The organism is Ruegeria sp. CH11 (assembly GCF_056537105.1).
The window spans coordinates 25565-41027 of sequence record NZ_JBQFQX010000009.1; the positions used below are offsets into that span (position 1 = coordinate 25565).

General features: G+C 57.7%; 17 protein-coding genes. 9 read left to right on the forward strand and 8 right to left on the reverse strand.

The genetic code is table 11. The features are described from left to right. The first annotated feature begins 31 nt into the window (after positions 1-31). Complete coding sequence (gene hslV, locus ACR0LX_RS14595) at positions 32-589, forward strand: ATP-dependent protease subunit HslV (RefSeq protein WP_480577030.1); 558 nt, start codon at positions 32-34, stop codon at positions 587-589. Here hslV and ACR0LX_RS14600 read toward each other — a convergent pair. Then, the gene (locus ACR0LX_RS14600) at positions 581-1822 is read right to left on the reverse strand and encodes an MFS transporter (RefSeq protein ID WP_480784333.1); all 1242 of its coding nucleotides are present in this window, start codon (positions 1820-1822) and stop codon (positions 581-583) included. The two genes, hslV and ACR0LX_RS14600, sit on opposite strands and share 9 nt — an antisense overlap. A gap of 190 nt (positions 1823-2012) precedes the next feature. Between ACR0LX_RS14600 and hslU the strand changes: the two genes are divergently transcribed. From hslU to ACR0LX_RS14615, 3 genes are all read left to right on the forward strand, one after another. Next, complete coding sequence (gene hslU, locus ACR0LX_RS14605) at positions 2013-3320, forward strand: ATP-dependent protease ATPase subunit HslU (RefSeq protein ID WP_480784334.1); 1308 nt, start codon at positions 2013-2015, stop codon at positions 3318-3320. A 107-nt stretch (positions 3321-3427) separates the two neighbouring features. Then, complete coding sequence (locus tag ACR0LX_RS14610; RefSeq protein ID WP_480784335.1) at positions 3428-4525, forward strand: alpha/beta hydrolase; 1098 nt, start codon at positions 3428-3430, stop codon at positions 4523-4525. Beyond that, positions 4522-5667: a hypothetical protein gene (locus ACR0LX_RS14615; protein WP_480784336.1), complete on the forward strand. Its 1146-nt coding sequence runs from the start codon at positions 4522-4524 to the stop codon at positions 5665-5667. Before ACR0LX_RS14610 ends, ACR0LX_RS14615 begins: the two co-directional genes overlap by 4 nt. Before the next feature lie 15 nt (positions 5668-5682). Here the strand turns inward: ACR0LX_RS14615 and ACR0LX_RS14620 are convergent, their stop codons facing one another. From ACR0LX_RS14620 to ACR0LX_RS14630, 3 genes are read right to left on the reverse strand one after another with little or no spacing between them, the layout of a single operon-like run. Continuing rightward, positions 5683-6270 (reverse strand): Smr/MutS family protein, encoded by a 588-nt coding sequence (locus tag ACR0LX_RS14620; protein ID WP_480784337.1) that lies wholly within the window; start codon positions 6268-6270, stop codon positions 5683-5685. After that, positions 6270-7310, reverse strand: a complete 1041-nt coding sequence (gene mltA, locus ACR0LX_RS14625) for a murein transglycosylase A (RefSeq protein WP_480784338.1) — start codon at positions 7308-7310, stop codon at positions 6270-6272. The genes ACR0LX_RS14620 and mltA overlap by 1 nt, the downstream gene beginning before the upstream one ends. Beyond that, positions 7307-7969 carry a Tim44/TimA family putative adaptor protein gene (locus tag ACR0LX_RS14630; protein ID WP_480784339.1) on the reverse strand — a complete coding sequence of 221 codons (663 nt, stop codon included), beginning with the start codon at positions 7967-7969 and terminating at the stop codon, positions 7307-7309. Before ACR0LX_RS14630 ends, mltA begins: the two co-directional genes overlap by 4 nt. 108 nt (positions 7970-8077) lie before the next feature. On the opposite strand from ACR0LX_RS14630, the gene ACR0LX_RS14635 reads away from it, so the two are divergent. Together ACR0LX_RS14635 and secB are read left to right on the forward strand one after the other, a co-directional pair. Next, positions 8078-8578 carry an FxsA family protein gene (locus ACR0LX_RS14635; RefSeq protein ID WP_480784340.1) on the forward strand — a complete coding sequence of 167 codons (501 nt, stop codon included), beginning with the start codon at positions 8078-8080 and terminating at the stop codon, positions 8576-8578. A 54-nt stretch (positions 8579-8632) separates the two neighbouring features. Further along, positions 8633-9133 carry a protein-export chaperone SecB gene (secB, locus tag ACR0LX_RS14640; RefSeq protein WP_480577070.1) on the forward strand — a complete coding sequence of 167 codons (501 nt, stop codon included), beginning with the start codon at positions 8633-8635 and terminating at the stop codon, positions 9131-9133. A 25-nt stretch (positions 9134-9158) separates the two neighbouring features. Here the strand turns inward: secB and dnaQ are convergent, their stop codons facing one another. Genes dnaQ through ACR0LX_RS14660 form a run of 4 tightly spaced genes read right to left on the reverse strand, consistent with a single transcriptional unit; the run spans position 9159 to position 11893 of the window. Next, positions 9159-9881 carry a DNA polymerase III subunit epsilon gene (gene dnaQ, locus ACR0LX_RS14645; protein ID WP_480784341.1) on the reverse strand — a complete coding sequence of 241 codons (723 nt, stop codon included), beginning with the start codon at positions 9879-9881 and terminating at the stop codon, positions 9159-9161. Next, a complete protein-coding gene (gene coaE, locus ACR0LX_RS14650) occupies positions 9874-10467 on the reverse strand; it encodes a dephospho-CoA kinase (protein ID WP_480784342.1) in 594 nt (197 codons plus the stop codon). Before coaE ends, dnaQ begins: the two co-directional genes overlap by 8 nt. Continuing rightward, on the reverse strand, positions 10464-11297 hold the full coding sequence (locus ACR0LX_RS14655) for a shikimate dehydrogenase (RefSeq protein WP_480784343.1): 834 nt from the start codon (positions 11295-11297) through the stop codon (positions 10464-10466). The genes coaE and ACR0LX_RS14655 overlap by 4 nt, the downstream gene beginning before the upstream one ends. After that, a complete protein-coding gene (locus ACR0LX_RS14660) occupies positions 11294-11893 on the reverse strand; it encodes a Maf family protein (protein ID WP_480784344.1) in 600 nt (199 codons plus the stop codon). Before ACR0LX_RS14660 ends, ACR0LX_RS14655 begins: the two co-directional genes overlap by 4 nt. Positions 11894-12296: 403 nt before the next feature. Between ACR0LX_RS14660 and hemJ the strand changes: the two genes are divergently transcribed. The 3 genes from hemJ to mnmE all read left to right on the forward strand — a co-directional run bounded on the left by hemJ (position 12297) and on the right by mnmE (position 15457). Beyond that, positions 12297-12746 (forward strand): protoporphyrinogen oxidase HemJ, encoded by a 450-nt coding sequence (gene hemJ / locus ACR0LX_RS14665; RefSeq protein WP_480784345.1) that lies wholly within the window; start codon positions 12297-12299, stop codon positions 12744-12746. Between the two features lie 122 nt (positions 12747-12868). Further along, positions 12869-14140: a transcription termination factor Rho gene (gene rho, locus ACR0LX_RS14670; protein ID WP_480577087.1), complete on the forward strand. Its 1272-nt coding sequence runs from the start codon at positions 12869-12871 to the stop codon at positions 14138-14140. Positions 14141-14170: 30 nt separating this feature from the next. Further along, positions 14171-15457: a tRNA uridine-5-carboxymethylaminomethyl(34) synthesis GTPase MnmE gene (gene mnmE / locus ACR0LX_RS14675; protein WP_480784346.1), complete on the forward strand. Its 1287-nt coding sequence runs from the start codon at positions 14171-14173 to the stop codon at positions 15455-15457. The last annotated feature ends 6 nt before the right edge of the window (positions 15458-15463 follow it).

The following is a 15463-nucleotide window of genomic DNA, read 5'->3' on the forward strand; positions in this document are numbered from 1 at the left end:
ATATATAGCGACTGTGAGAACGGAGGCTTCCATGGCAGACAGCGATTTTCCCGGATGGCACGGGACGACGATCATCGGCGTTAAAAAGGACAACCAGGTGGTCATCGCGGGTGACGGACAGGTCAGCCTGGGCCAGACCGTGATCAAAGGCACCGCCCGCAAGGTACGCCGCCTGTCACCCGGCGGGTTCGAGGTTGTCGCGGGTTTTGCCGGATCCACCGCAGACGCCTTTACTTTGCTGGAGCGGCTCGAGGCCAAGCTGGAATCGACCCCCGGTCAACTGGCCCGCGCCTCGGTCGAGCTGGCCAAGGACTGGCGCACCGACAAGTACCTGCAAAAGCTTGAGGCGATGCTGATTGTCACCGATGGCAAGGACCTTCTGGTTATCACCGGGGCAGGGGATGTACTGGAGCCTGAACATAACGTGGCCGCCATCGGTTCGGGTGGAAACTTTGCGCTGGCAGCGGCGCGGGCGATGATGGACAGCGACAAACCGGCAGAGGCTGTCGCGCGCGAGGCAATGGCGATTGCCGCCGATATCTGCGTCTACACCAACGGCAATCTGACGGTCGAGACGATCTCAGGCTAACAGTGCCTTGATCTCTTTGCCTTTCCAGCGGCGGTGCATCCCGATCAGACCAAAGATCGCAGCGATGACCACGATGTAGTAGGGCACGCGGATATCGATGCTCATCAACCCACCGCCGATCAGGGACATGACACCCCCGGCCAGGCAGAAGACGGCTGTGGTCACCCCCATGACCCAGCCCTGATCCGTCTCAGCCACGCTGGATGAGAACAGGCCCAGCAAGGTCGGGTAGGATACACCGAAGAAGAAATAGAAGAAGAAGACCGGTACGTAGCTCAGGACACCATTGGGGCTGAACGCAAAAGCCACGCCACAAATCACCATGATGATCAGCGAGGTATAGATGATCTGGTGCTTGCTGAACTTTTCCTGCGCCGGTTTCACCAGGAATGTGCTCGAGAACGCCAGCGCAAAGCCGATCACCACCATCGCCACGCTGCCGCCAATCACGCCATAGCCAAAGCGGCTGGTCAGAAAGTTGTCGACGAAGACATAGAAGGTGACGTTTGCGATCATGAAGAACGAATAGACCGGCAGGATCTTCAGAACCATCGGATGCCCGCGCACTGCTATCAGGCTGTCGGTGATATCGCGAGGGCGGAAAACGAACGAAGCGCGCTCGGTCCGGGTGTCCTTAAAAAAGAACAGCACGAGGAAAATGGCGATCAGTACCAATACGAACGCACCGTAGAATGGCGTCTTGAGCGTCGCAATGCTGCCAAGCAGGGCGGCATCGGACAGGACCGCTCCGATAATCGGGCCGCCCACTAGGCCAAAGCTGACACCGGTCACGATGTAACCCATGTTCCGGTCTCGGTCGGCGGCATCGGTACTGCCATCGATCATCGCAGCCTGCGCGATCGGCTGATTGCCAGCCGTGAAACCGGTGATCGACCGCCCCAGGATCAGCAGCAACAGGCTGTCCATGTACAGCGAGGCGATGGTGATCGCGTAGCCAGCCAAAGCGCCGCCCAGACAGACCAGCAGCGCATTCTTGCGTCCGATCGAGTCTGATACCTTTGAGACATAGACCACACCCAGAAACCAAGACAGGAAGAAGCATCCGATCACCAGCCCATAGTAGAAATGACGGCGGCCATCCGGCGTGCTTTCGGGCAGGAACCCGGACTTGGTTTCCATGATCAACGAGTTGATGATGGGGAAAACCAGCCCTTGCCCGATCAGGTCGACGAAGACCACAAACAGCAGGGTGATCTTGGCAATTTTCGTCATCTGCGCGCTCCTGACCCACAACACCTTGAAATCACTGTATCAGAGCCATTGCGTTTCACCTATGGAAAGCGTTTGCAAACCGGGTGGGGCGTTGCTAACCAACGCGGCCAAGGAAAAGGGCTTGTTGTTTTCGCGCGGCGCGTGACTACCTAAGCCCAAGCTTTGCCATGCCGACCGAAAGGACCGCACCTTGACCGACCTGACCCCGCGCGAGATTGTCTCGGAACTGGACCGTTTCATCATCGGCCAGAAAGATGCCAAACGCGCCGTCGCCGTGGCGCTGCGCAACCGGTGGCGGCGCAAGCAATTGTCCGATGATATCCGCGAGGAAGTCTATCCCAAGAATATCCTGATGATCGGCCCCACCGGCGTCGGCAAGACCGAGATCAGCCGCCGCCTGGCCAAGCTTGCCCGCGCGCCCTTCATCAAGGTCGAGGCCACCAAATTCACCGAAGTCGGCTATGTCGGTCGCGACGTGGAACAGATCGTGCGTGATTTGGCGGATGCCGCGATCCTGCAAACCCGCGAATGGATGCGCGAAGACGTCAAGGCCAAGGCGCATCAGGCCGCCGAGGATCGCGTGATCGAGGCCATCGCCGGCACCGACGCCCGTGAAGCCACGCGCGAGATGTTCCGCAAGAAGCTGAAAGCGGGTGATCTGGACGACACCGAGATTGAACTGGAATTAGCCGACACCTCGAACCCGATGCCGATGTTTGACATTCCCGGACAGCCTGGCGGGCAAATGGGCATGATGAACCTTGGCGATATCTTCGGCAAAGCCTTTGGTGGGCGGACCGTGAAAAAGCGCATGACCGTCGCGGAAAGCTATGATGCGTTGATCGGGGAAGAGGCCGACAAACTGCTGGATGATGAAACCGTCAATCGGATCGCTTTGGAATCCGTCGAACAGAACGGCATCGTGTTTCTGGACGAGATCGACAAGGTCTGCGCCCGCTCGGACGCGCGCGGCGGCGATGTCAGCCGCGAAGGCGTTCAGCGTGATTTGCTGCCTCTGATCGAGGGCACGACCGTTAGCACCAAGCACGGCCCGGTCAAGACCGATCATATCCTGTTCATCGCCTCGGGCGCGTTTCACATCGCCAAACCCTCGGACCTGTTGCCGGAACTTCAGGGCCGCCTGCCAATCCGGGTCGAACTGCGGGCACTGACCGAAGAGGATTTCGTGCGCATTCTGACCGAAACCGACAACGCCCTGACCCTGCAATACACCGCGCTGATGGATACCGAAGAGGTCAAGGTCACCTTCAGTGAAGACGGCATCGCAGCCCTTGCGCGTATCGCGGCGGATGTGAACCAAAGCGTCGAGAATATCGGCGCGCGGCGGCTTTATACAGTGATGGAACGTGTGTTCGAAGAGCTTTCGTTCGAGGCCCCCGACAAAGCGGGTGTCGAGATCACCGTTAATGCTCAATTCGTCAGCGACAATCTGGGTGAACTGACCAAATCCTCTGACCTCAGCCGTTACGTTCTGTAACAATGGCAGCCGGTTCTTGCCGGTTCAGATTGCACTTCTTGAAACCGTCTCTGGACGCGGGTTCAGAATGCGGTAGCGTGGCAACCAGTCTTCGTTGAGGTCTTGACGTGCTGCGCTACCTGATCCTGTCTCTGATGCTTGCGTTTCTGGGCGCCTGTGTCGACCGCTCGGTGTCCGAGACGGTACCAGACGCGCTGCGGGTCGGAGTCCCCGAAACCGTCTTTGCCGCAACCACACGCGCGCGCGAGGCCGACGGTTCTTATGGCTATCGTCGCAGCGATGGCCTGCGGTTTCTGGAAATGACGGTTTCGATACCGCCGAACCACACGCCGGGAACATTGGATTTCTCATACGCCAACCCGAATCCCAAAAAGCAGTTTGTGCTGGCCGACGTATCCGAGTTTTCGGGACCGCAGGCGCTGGCGTCACGTCTGCGCGGTGTCGACGAAGTGTCCATCTTTGTCCACGGCTACAATGCGACGCAGACAGAAACCGCTTTTCGGGCCGCTCAGCTGTCGCATGACATCGGGATCCCCGGTTCGACCCTGATCTATTCCTGGCCAAGCCGCGCAAAGGGATCCGGTTATGCCTATGATCTGGACAGCATGCTGTTCGCCCGCGACGGGCTGGAACAGACGATTCGCACGCTGAAGTCGATGGGCGTGAAGCGGGTGGTCGTGATTGCGCATTCCATGGGCAGCGCCCTGACGATGGAGATGATGCGACAGGCGGAACTTCGGCAACCGGGCTGGTCCGCAAGAAACATCGAAGGGGTCATTCTGATCTCGCCCGATCTGGACGTCGATCTGTTCCGCTCGCAGATGGACAGCATCAAATCTCCGCCCGAGCCCTTCGTGGTCATGGTGTCGCAGAAAGACAAAATCCTCAATATCTCGGCCCGGTTGCGCGGCACCGCAGACAGTGAGCGTCTAGGCAATATCAGCTCGGTCGAGGCTTTGGCGGACTATCCGATCAACGTGATTGACACAACGGCCTTCAACAGCGACGCAGGATCGTCGCATTTCGTGGCGGCAACCTCTCCGGCGTTGTTGGCGATTCTCAGCTCGGTGCGCCGCGTCAGCAACACGTTTGGTCCAGACCGACCCGGTATAGACGTGCTTGTACCCGCCAGCGAGCGCAACCCCGACGGCGCGACCGAGATCGTACTGACAGAAACCGGGCAGGCTCAGGTCAGCGCGCCGTGACATCTTCCAAACTTGCCAAGGCCAACAGAAACGTTTGGAAGTTCGCCGCGCTTTCAGTATTGGTGGCAGCTCTGATACTCCAGCTTCGTTTTCTGATCGTCAGCTGGCGAAGTGGAGGCCATGAATGGCTACAAGGCGACTGGCTGATCTCTTTGGCAGCGGGGCCGATTAGACGCGGGCCGTTTGGAGAGCTTATTCTCCATACCTCTGACGTTACCACGTATTCACCTTTGGATCTGGTCGTCGGCATTCAGTTTATGTTGGTGGTCCTGATCTTTTTCGGTTTCGCACGGTTGGTTTATTTGCAGACCAACAAATCGATGGTCCTTGTTGTTTTTACACCGGGATGCTTCGCGATACTCTGGGGTCTTGATCCGATTTCCGGGTTTCGAAAAGAACTGATCGGATTGGCTGCATTGATTTGGCTGGCGCAGCCCAACGGGGGGTTGCCTCGCGTTTTACTGACAGGCGGTGTTATGCTGCTGGGCGGGATTGGGCATGAAATTGTGATACTCTTGGTGCCGGCCTGGGCGATTTCGATTTGGCTGTTTCAGCCAAAGACGCTTCAGCGCCCGATTGCCCAGATGTTCGTTGGTTTGGTGATCGCAATTGCAGGTGCCCAAGCAACCTACGCTCTTGTCTACAACAGCGTCGCTGATCACGCGCCAATCTGTGACGCTCTGACCCAGCGCGGCCTTTCGGAACAGAATTTGTGTGACGGCGCAATCCAGTGGCTGGCGGATTCTCATAATGGAACTCACAAGGTCTGGGAAGCTCTGCAGCGAAGTTGGACCGCTTGGCTTTTACCGGCCGCATGGGTGATCGCCATTCTACCAATCTGGCGAGCATGGAAAGCTGCGTCTCCGCGGCGGCCATACATCGGCTATCTGATGTTGATCTCTTGTGCCCCGATCCTACTGCTCTACCCAGTAGGGCTGGATTGGGGGCGTTGGTTCGCTGCGCAAACAGCGGTGATTTCAATACAGATGCTCGGTTTGAGTTTACGCAAAGAGTTTGTCGAAACGCACCCGGTCTCATCGCTAGAGTGTGGGTTTTGGTTTGGGCTTTGCCTGCTCTGGGGTTTCCGCCACGATCCAATCATCACGTTTCAAGGCTTTTTGTTGCAAATTATTGGCGCATGATCGAGACGCGTCAGATCAGCGATTTCGCCGCAGATAAATGTAGTAGGCCCCATCTCCGCCGTGGCTGATATGCGCTGGTGTAATTTGTAACACTGCCTGTGCCAGCGGCGGCAAGGCCAGCCATCGCGGTACCTGATTGCGTAAAACCCCCCGTGGCGTGGGGATCGGGCCAGGCTCGTCGCGGTCCTTGCCCTTGCCGGTGATCACCAGAACCAACCGTTTACCCTGCGCCTGCGCGGTGAGAATGAACCGGATCAACGACGAATGCGCCGTGTCGACGCGCATGCCGTGCAGGTCGATCCGGCCCTCGGGTTTCAGCTTGCCGCGCTTCATGCGCCCGAACGCCTTGAGGTCCATCTGCACCGGGCTGCCCCGCAGTTCTTCTGCCAGAGACGGTTTCAGAGCGTGTCGGGCCGGACCGGGCGTCGCCTTTTGCCCAACGTCAAACGCCTCGACTCGCGACTTCGGAGGTTTCGCAGGTTTGGGCTTGGGTAACACCGTAGGGTGTACGGTTGGCGGAAGCTCGGGATGCATTCGTTCGGCCTGTTTTGCAACCTTGCGCCAAAGCTCGATCTCATCCGCCGTCAGTTTGCGCCGGGTCATCAGAATTCGTCCGGCAGCAGAGCATAGGCGCGTTGGATGGGCAGCAGAACAACCATACGACCGGGATCCTTGAGGCGGCCGGCAGCTTCGCCCGCCGCATCGCCAGTTCCGAAGAACACATCCGCGCGTTGCGCACCCTTGATGGCCGACCCCGTGTCCTGCGCAATCATCAGGCGGCGCATCGGGTTCTGACCGTCTTTCTCGATCCAGACAGGCGCGCCTAGTGGCGTGTATGCCGGATCGGCGGCAATGCTGCGCAAGGTGGTCACAGATCGGTTCATCGCCCCCAGCGGACCAAACTCAGGTGCGACCCGGGTGATCTTGCGAAAAAACACATACGAGGGGTTATGGAACAGCAGTTCGGCCCCGGCTTCGGGGTTCTTACGGACCCAGGCACGGATCATCTGGGCGCTGACCTGATGCGCGCCCAGCGCACCGCGCCGCACCAGTTCGGACCCGATCGAGCGGTAAGGGTGTCCGTTTGCACCTCCATATCCCACCCGCAGGGCGCTACCATCTGGCAGGCGGATACGGCCAGAGCCCTGAATTTGCAGAAAGAACAGCTCAACCGGGTCATCGACCCAGGCAATCTCGAGCCCACGGCCCTTCATCACGTCCGAGGTCAAAAGTTCACGCCGGCTAAGCCATTGTCCAGCCTGCCGTGCCTCGGGCGGTATACGGTATAGCGGATAGCGGAACCTGTCCGAAGGCGAGGTCGCCCCGTCCAGTTCGGGCTCAAAATACCCGGTGAACAGGGCGTCGTTGCCGTCCTCGATCAGAACCGGGCGAAAGAACAGCTCAAAAAACGCGCGGGCGGCCTCGGGTTCATAACTGCGGGCCACCGCGCATAGGGCCTGCCAATCAGGGTCTTTCAAATCACCGCAGGTGTTGAGGAACACCGAAAGGGCCGCCCCGTGATCGTCGGCGGCCCAGCCATCCAGAGCGTCAAATGACAGGATTGTCCGCGTCGCCTCGGCTCCGGCGGCGCTGGCGGAGGTCATTGCGCCTGCCAGAAAAAGCGACCGGAGCGTGGCAATCATGCGTCCGTTGCGACAAGCAACCAGTTGGGATCATCCGTGCCCATCACGCGGGCAAAGGTCCAGCTGTCCTTTTGGCGTTTGACGGTGTTGGGGTTGCCTTCGATGATATCACCACCGCGATCCCGCACGACCGAGGTCAACTCGCCGATAAACCGCATGGTGATCTCGGCCTGATTGGTGTCCCTGTCGAAATGGGCATCCGCCAATGTGGTTTCGCGTACACCGATAAATTCGGCCTCGATTGTCAGACCCTTGTCTTCTCGATCAGCCACGACCGAAACGAAGCTGTCGAAAACCTCTTCGGACAGGAAAGGCTGGATTTCATCCAGATTCCCTTTCTCGAACCCCATCACGATCATCTCATAAGCGCCGCGTGCGCCCTGAACAAATTCGCTGACGGAAAAGCTGGGCTCGACCCGCTTCATCGCGGCCAGTGTCTGAGCCTGTTCGCTGTCTTCGGCCACGTGGTCGGTGATGTCATGATCCGGACCACCTTCGATCACTTCGAAGTCACGCCGCGCAGAGTTGGTATCTGGCTGCTGCTGCAAGGGTGGTTTCTCAAAACCTTCGCGCGTGCCCAATACGCTTTTGAGGCGCAGGATCAGGAAAACGGCAATTCCGGCCAGGACCAGCAACTGGATCATAGGGTTGTCGCTCATTTCATACTCTTTTCAGCGCCGGGACTTTGTGTACACGGCCTCAAGCCACTATGTAGGTGACACCGGGGGGCAAGTCCACAGCCCGGCCTATGGTAAAGGATAACGCAAATGTATCTGTTCTTGGCATTTTTGTTGGTACCTATCATCGAGATCGCACTTTTTATACAGGTTGGCGGTCTGATCGGGCTATGGCCAACGCTTGCCATCGTGGTCCTGACCGCTGTTTTGGGCACCTTTTTGGTGCGGACACAAGGTCGCATGGCGCTGGCCAGCTTACAGCGGTCCTTTGCCGAGCTGGACGACCCGACCGAGCCGCTGGCGCACGGAGCCATGATCCTGCTGTCCGGTGCCTTGTTGCTGACGCCCGGGTTTTTCACTGATGCGGTTGGTTTTGCTTTGTTAATTCCGGGCGTGCGGTTGGCCGTGTTCCGCTATCTGAAATCCAAGGTAACGGTGACACAGTTTCGCATGGGTGCCGGCACGCAGTTTCGCGACGGGCCAACGCAATATGATCAGGGCGACGTGATCGACGGAGAGTTTTCCGAGGTCAAGCCCCGCCATGACCCATCAAAACCCTCAAAATGGGTGGAGGGCCCCCACCAGCATTGAGGTGCCCCGCCCAACTTGCTAAGCAGTGGCAAATTTCATTTTTGGAGTAGCTCCATGGCCGAAGAAGACGCCAAAGAAAACACCGCGGCAAAGGCCGCCCCGCAGGTTCAGATGCGCGTTCTGGGACAGTTTATCCGCGACCTGTCCTTTGAAAACGTTATGGCGCAGAAGGGCGTTTCGGGCGAAGTGCAGCCCGAGATCAACGTTCAGGTCAATCTGGACGCCAAGAAGCGCGCGCCGGACCACCAGTATGAAGTATCGATCAAGCTGAAACTGACCTCCAAGGCCAAGGGCATGGATGACGTTCTGTTTCTGTGCGAGATCGATTATTGCGGTCTGTTCCACGTGGAAGGCGTTCCCGAGGATCAAATGCACCCGTTCCTGCTGATCGAATGCCCGCGCATGCTGTTCCCGTTCCTGCGCCGTGTTGTCAGCGACATCACCCGTGACGGTGGCTATCCGCCGGTCAACCTGGACAATATCGACTTTGTCGCGCTGTACCGCAACGAGCTGGCGCGCCGCCAGGCTGCGCAGGCACAAAAGACCGAAGCTTGATGCTTTGACCCGCGCCTGGCTGACGTCAGGCGCGGGTCCACAGGGCGTTTTCGCCCAGTTTTTCCACAAATGCCTCATGCGCAGCGCGCTCGTCTTCGGTGATCCGCGCGGGTAAGGCCGTGGCGCGGGGTGTTGGCCTCCAATCCTCGGCGCCGCCGCTGTTGCTTGCGGCTGTCGAGGACAGTCCGAAGTCCGGTTGTCGTCCGCCGATCAGCTCCAGATAGACCTCGGCCAGAATTTCCGAGTCGAGCAGTGCCCCGTGCAGTACCCGGTTTGAATTGTCGATATTGAACCGTCGGCACAATGCATCCAGCGATGCCGGAGAGCCCGGAAACTTTTTGCGCGCAATTGCAAGCGTATCAATGGCCTGTTCCATCGGAATCAGCGGAACACCCATCCATCCCAGCTCGGCGTTGAGAAATTTCATGTCGAAGGCCGCGTTGTGGATCACCAGCTTCGCATCGGCGATAAAATCGCGAAACCCTTGGCCAACCTTGGAGAAAACCGGCTTGTCCTTGAGCGTGACCTCACCCTTTTCGGGTGGGCGCGGGGTTTCCAGCAGGTCTGGCCCGATGCCATGAACGCCAAAGGCCTCTTCCGGCATCGATCGTTCGGGATTGATGTAAACGTGATAGGTTTCACCCGTTGCCACATGGTTCCACAGTTCGACCGCGCCGATCTCGACGATCCGGTCGCCGCTTTCGGGATCGAATCCTGTGGTTTCGGTATCGAGTACAATCTCACGCATTTGCCATTCCCGCCCTGATCTGCCTGACCACATCCTGCACCTGCGCGCGGGCATGGTCCAGCGTGTCTGTCACGATCACATAATCCGAGCGCGCGCATTTTTCTTCGTTCGGCATCTGCTTGGCCCGGATCTGGTCAAACTGCGCCTCGGTCATGGTGCCGCGCGCCATGACGCGGCGCTTTTGTTCATCGGCGGAAACCGACACGCAGGCCACCGCATCCATCGTGGCCTCACCTCCGGTTTCAAACAGCAGCGGGATGTCGAAGACCAGAATATCCGCCGTTGCGCTCTCCCGGAACGCAGCCCGATCCTGCGCGACCAGAGGGTGAACAATGTACTCGATCGCCTTTAGCGCAGACGGGTCATCCGAGATGATCCGTTTAAGTGCCTCGCGGCTGACGGACCCGTCGATGACTGCAGCTGGAAAGACAGCTCTGATAGGATCAACCGCGTCGCCGCCAACGGCGTATAGCCGGTGAACGGCCGCGTCGGCATCCCACAACGCGCAGCCCTCGGCGACGAACATCTGCGCGGTTGTGCTTTTGCCCATACCGATGGAACCGGTCAGGCCAAGTGCGAAACTCATGCCAGGGCCGCTGCGCGCGTTGCCGCATCCACCTGCGGTCGCACGCCGAACCAGCGTTCAAAGCCGGGAACCGCCTGGTGCAGCAGCATGCCCAGGCCGTCGACCGTGGTGCATCCGGCCTCTTCTGCGCTTTGCAGCAAGCGGGTTCTGAGTGGGGTGTAGACAAGATCGGTCACCACTGCGCCCGGTTGCAGCCCGTCCAGAGGCACCCGCAATTCCGGTTGTCCCTGCATGCCAAGCGATGTGGTGTTGACCACCAACTCGGCGTTTTCGATGACATTCCCGGCCTGCACCCAGTCAACAACGGTGATGCGCTGACCGAACTCTTCTTTCAGATGGTCCGCGCGGGTACGGGTACGATTGGTCAGCAGAATCTCGGGCACGCCTGCATCTGCCAGCGCCCAGAGGATCGCGCGCGCGGCGCCACCAGCCCCAAAGACCACCGCCGGGCCATCCTGCGGAACCCAGTCCGGCGCGCCGGCACGCAGGTTCTCTAGAAAGCCATAACCGTCAGTGTTGTCGGCATGGATCGAGCCATCTTCGCGAAAGACTAGCGTATTTGCAGCGCCAATGACCGACGCGCGATCAGAGACGTGATCTGCCAGGCGCAGCGCCGCCTCTTTATGCGGGACAGTGACATTTGCGCCGACAAAACCCATCTTTGGCAATGTCCGCAAAACCTCTTCCAAGTCAGCGGGCGTCACGTCCATCGGGACATAATGCCCTGACAATCCATATGTTTTTAGCCAGTGACCATGCAGTTTCGGCGACCGGGAATGCGCCACGGGGTGACCGATGACCCCGGCCAGAGGAATACGATGGTCCGTCATTGGTCAATCACACCTTTCACCGCCAGAAAATTCAGAAGTTCCAATAAGGGCATCCCCAGGACATTGAAATAGTCGCCATCAATTGTGGCAAAAAGGCGTACGCCTTCCTCTTCGAGTTTATAGGCTCCAACCGCATGGCGAATGCTGTACCAGTTACGCGAAACATAGTCGCGCAGATAAGCGTCCGAACTGGCTCGCATACGCAACCTGACCTGACCGACATGCCGCCAAAGCGGCTCGCCGTTCTGGTAGATGACCGCGGCGGACAACAACATATGCCGCTTGCCGCGCATCATCTTGAGATGCGCCAACGCCTCCTCAGGGGTTTCGGGTTTCGACAGAAGGTGCCCTTCGAAATCCAGCAACTGGTCGCAGCCCAGCACCAAAGCGCCGGGGTTCTTGTCGCTGACCTTGCGGGCCTTCATCTCGGCCAGCGTATCCGCAATATCGCGCGGCGGCGCACCTTCTGCCAGCAGAGCGCGTTTGGCGGTGTCTTCGTCCACCCGGGCGGTCTGGATGTCAAACGGCACACCAGCGTTGCGCAACATCTGCGCGCGAATGGCCGAGCCCGAAGCAAGGATAATGGGGACAGACATGTGGAAAACCCCCTGAGCAATTCGTTGAGTGGTCCGGGATGGTTTGTATGGTTTTCCTGTTGACACGCAAGCCCGGGAATTTTGCTGAAAACATCTGCGAGTCGTTCCAATTCAATCCAATCGGGACAAGGATAAGTCCATCAGTCTGGATAAATGACTTGTCCCGTTTTCCCCCAGGACTTATCCCCAGAAGGGAAGGATCAATTTCTCACTAAACTTTTGTTATTATGTATTTTTTTAGAATTCTGCGGGATCGGAAAATCTGCCTTTAGGATTTGTCCTCATGGGGAAAAGCCCTGAGTAAAAAACTAATCCACGGAATTTCTCCTCCCTACAAAACCATCATCCTTTTTCTTTCTATTTTTTTTTATTAGGGATGACCTGACCAGAGCCCGGAGCCAGGATGACAGAACTTCTTTTTACAATTTACCCTTGGGTGAAGGCTCTGCATATCATGGCCGTGATTTCGTGGATGGCAGGTTTGTTCTATTTACCGCGTCTGTTCGTCTATCACGTTGAAAAGGCGCAAGCTGTCGAAGGTGCGGAACCAATCTTCTTTGAAATGGAAGAAAAACTGCTGCGTGTGATCATGCGTCCGGCGATGATTGTGGCATGGGTCTGCGGACTGATCATGGTGTTCACGCCTGGTGTTGTCGGTTGGGACTGGAGCTGGCCTTGGGTGAAGGGTGCGGCGGTGATTGCGATGACGTGGTTTCATCATTGGCTGCTGGCACGACGCAAGGATTTCGCTGCGGGGCGAAATACGCTCAGTGGGCGGCAGTATCGCATGATGAACGAGGTACCGACCGTTTTGATGGTTATCATCGTTCTGGCGGTCGTTCTGAAGTTCTGAGGGGCTGTTTGACTCTTGGCATGTAAGAGATTACTTAGCAAATAACACGCCCGTCCGGGCGGCGTATTTTCCGTACTGAAATTCCACTGCAAGCCGCGCTGTCAGCGGTGAAGGTATCTATCATGTCGACTGACTCTCTGAATCTGGCTGATCTCAAGGCCAAAAGCCCCAAAGATCTACTGGCGATGGCCGAAGAGCTTGAGATCGAAAACGCCTCGACCATGCGCAAAGGCGAGATGATGTTCCAGATCCTGCGTGAACGCGCAGATGAAGGCTGGACTGTTGGTGGCGATGGCGTGCTTGAGGTGCTGCAAGACGGCTTTGGCTTCCTGCGCTCGCCCGAGGCGAACTATCTGCCCGGTCCTGACGATATCTATGTTTCGCCTGATATGATCCGCCAGCACTCGCTGCGCACCGGCGACACCGTCGAGGGCGAGATCAAGGCACCCGATGAGAACGAACGCTATTTTGCGCTGACCAAAGTCACCAAGATCAACTTTGAAGACCCCGAGAAAGCCAAGCACAAGATCCTGTTCGATAACCTGACGCCTCTGTATCCGGATGAGCGTCTGAAGATGGAAATCGAAGATCCCACCATCAAGGACAAGTCGGCCCGCGTGATCGACCTGGTGTCGCCGATCGGTAAAGGCCAGCGTTCGCTGATCGTGGCGCCTCCGCGGACCGGTAAAACCGTAATCCTGCAGAATATCGCGCACTCGATCGAACAGAACCATCCTGAGTGTTATCTGATCGTCCTGCTGATCGACGAACGCCCGGAAGAAGTGACCGACATGCAACGCTCGGTAAAGGGTGAGGTTGTCTCTTCGACCTTCGATGAACCAGCGACCCGCCACGTAGCCGTTTCGGAAATGGTGATCGAAAAAGCCAAGCGTTTGGTCGAACATAAACGAGATGTTGTGATCTTGCTGGACTCGATCACAAGACTTGGTAGGGCGTTTAACACTGTGGTGCCATCGTCAGGTAAAGTTCTGACCGGTGGTGTGGACGCAAATGCGCTGCAGCGACCCAAGCGTTTCTTCGGTGCCGCGCGGAATATCGAAGAGGGCGGTTCGCTGACCATCATCGCCACCGCACTGATCGATACCGGCAGCCGGATGGACGAAGTGATCTTCGAAGAATTCAAAGGTACTGGTAACTCAGAGATTGTTCTGGATCGCAAAATCGCCGACAAGCGCGTATTCCCGGCCATCGATATCCTCAAGTCCGGTACACGGAAAGAGGACCTGCTGGTCGACAAAGGCGATCTCGCCAAGACCTTTGTTCTGCGCCGTATCCTCAACCCGATGGGGACCACCGACGCGATCGAATTCTTGCTGTCGAAGTTGAAACAGACCAAGACAAACGGTGAGTTCTTCGATTCGATGAACACCTGACCCAGGTCTTGAGCAACGCAGGGCCGCCGAATGGATACGATATTCGCCTTGGCCAGCGCGCAGGGCAAAGCTGGCGTAGCAGTTATCAGACTGTCGGGTCCGCTTGCCCATTCTGCCGCTTCCAGAATGGCTGGAAAGGAACTGCCTGCACGCGGAATGAAGCTGTGTAGCCTGCACGACGCCGAAGGGTCTCGGCTGGATGACGGATTGGTCCTGACCTTCAAGTCCCCGGCCAGCTTTACCGGAGAAGACGTTGCCGAGCTGCAGATCCACGGCAGCACAGCGTCCACCGACGCGGTTATGCGCTGCCTTTCCGATATCGATGGGCTGCGCTTGGCTGAACCTGGAGAATTCACGCGGCGGGCACTGGAAAACGGAAAGATGGATCTGACGCAGGTCGAAGGTCTGGCAGACCTGATTGATGCTGAAACCGAAGCACAGCGCAAGCAGGCGCAATCGATTTTGGCCGGAGCGCTGGGGTCTCAGGTGGAGCGATGGCGGCGGGATCTGATCCGGGCGGCCGCGTTGTTGGAGGCAGTGATCGACTTCGCGGACGAAGAGGTACCGACGGACGTCACGCCTGAGGTTCGCGCACTGATGTCTGGCGTTTTAACTGATTTGCAAAAGCAAGCGGACGGCGTCCAAATCGCCGAACGTATCCGAACCGGGTTTGAGGTGGCTATCGTTGGCCTTCCGAACGCGGGGAAGTCCACGCTGCTAAACGCTCTGGCAGGGCGCGACGCAGCAATCACATCCGAATACGCCGGAACCACCCGCGACGTGATCGAAGTCCGAATGGATCTGGCCGGATTGCCGGTTACGTTGCTGGACACAGCCGGCCTGAGAGAAACTGACGACCACGTCGAAACACTGGGTATCGAATTGGCCCGCAAGCGCGCCGAACGTGCGGATATACGTGTCTTTCTGTCTGACACCCCCGCGGAACTGGGAGTTGAATTTCAACCCGAAGACATCCACGTTTTGCCAAAAGCTGACCTACGCGACGCCGGCAGTGACGGAATATCGGGTAAAACAGGGCAGGGTCTTGATCAGTTGATCAACAATATATCGTGTGTCTTGGATAAAAGAACCGCAAGTCATGGTATTGCGACGCGCGAGCGTCATCGAACTGCGATGGTAAAAGCAAGTGACGCGTTGTTGGCTGCCGCTGAGGTTCTGGAATCGGGTCCGGACATGTATGATATTGCAGCAGAAGAGCTGCGCACCGCCATTCGGGCACTTGAATCTTTAGTTGGGCGAATTGATGTCGAAACACTGCTGGACGAGATATTCTCCAGTTTCTGTTTGGGAAAGTAAGGAGTG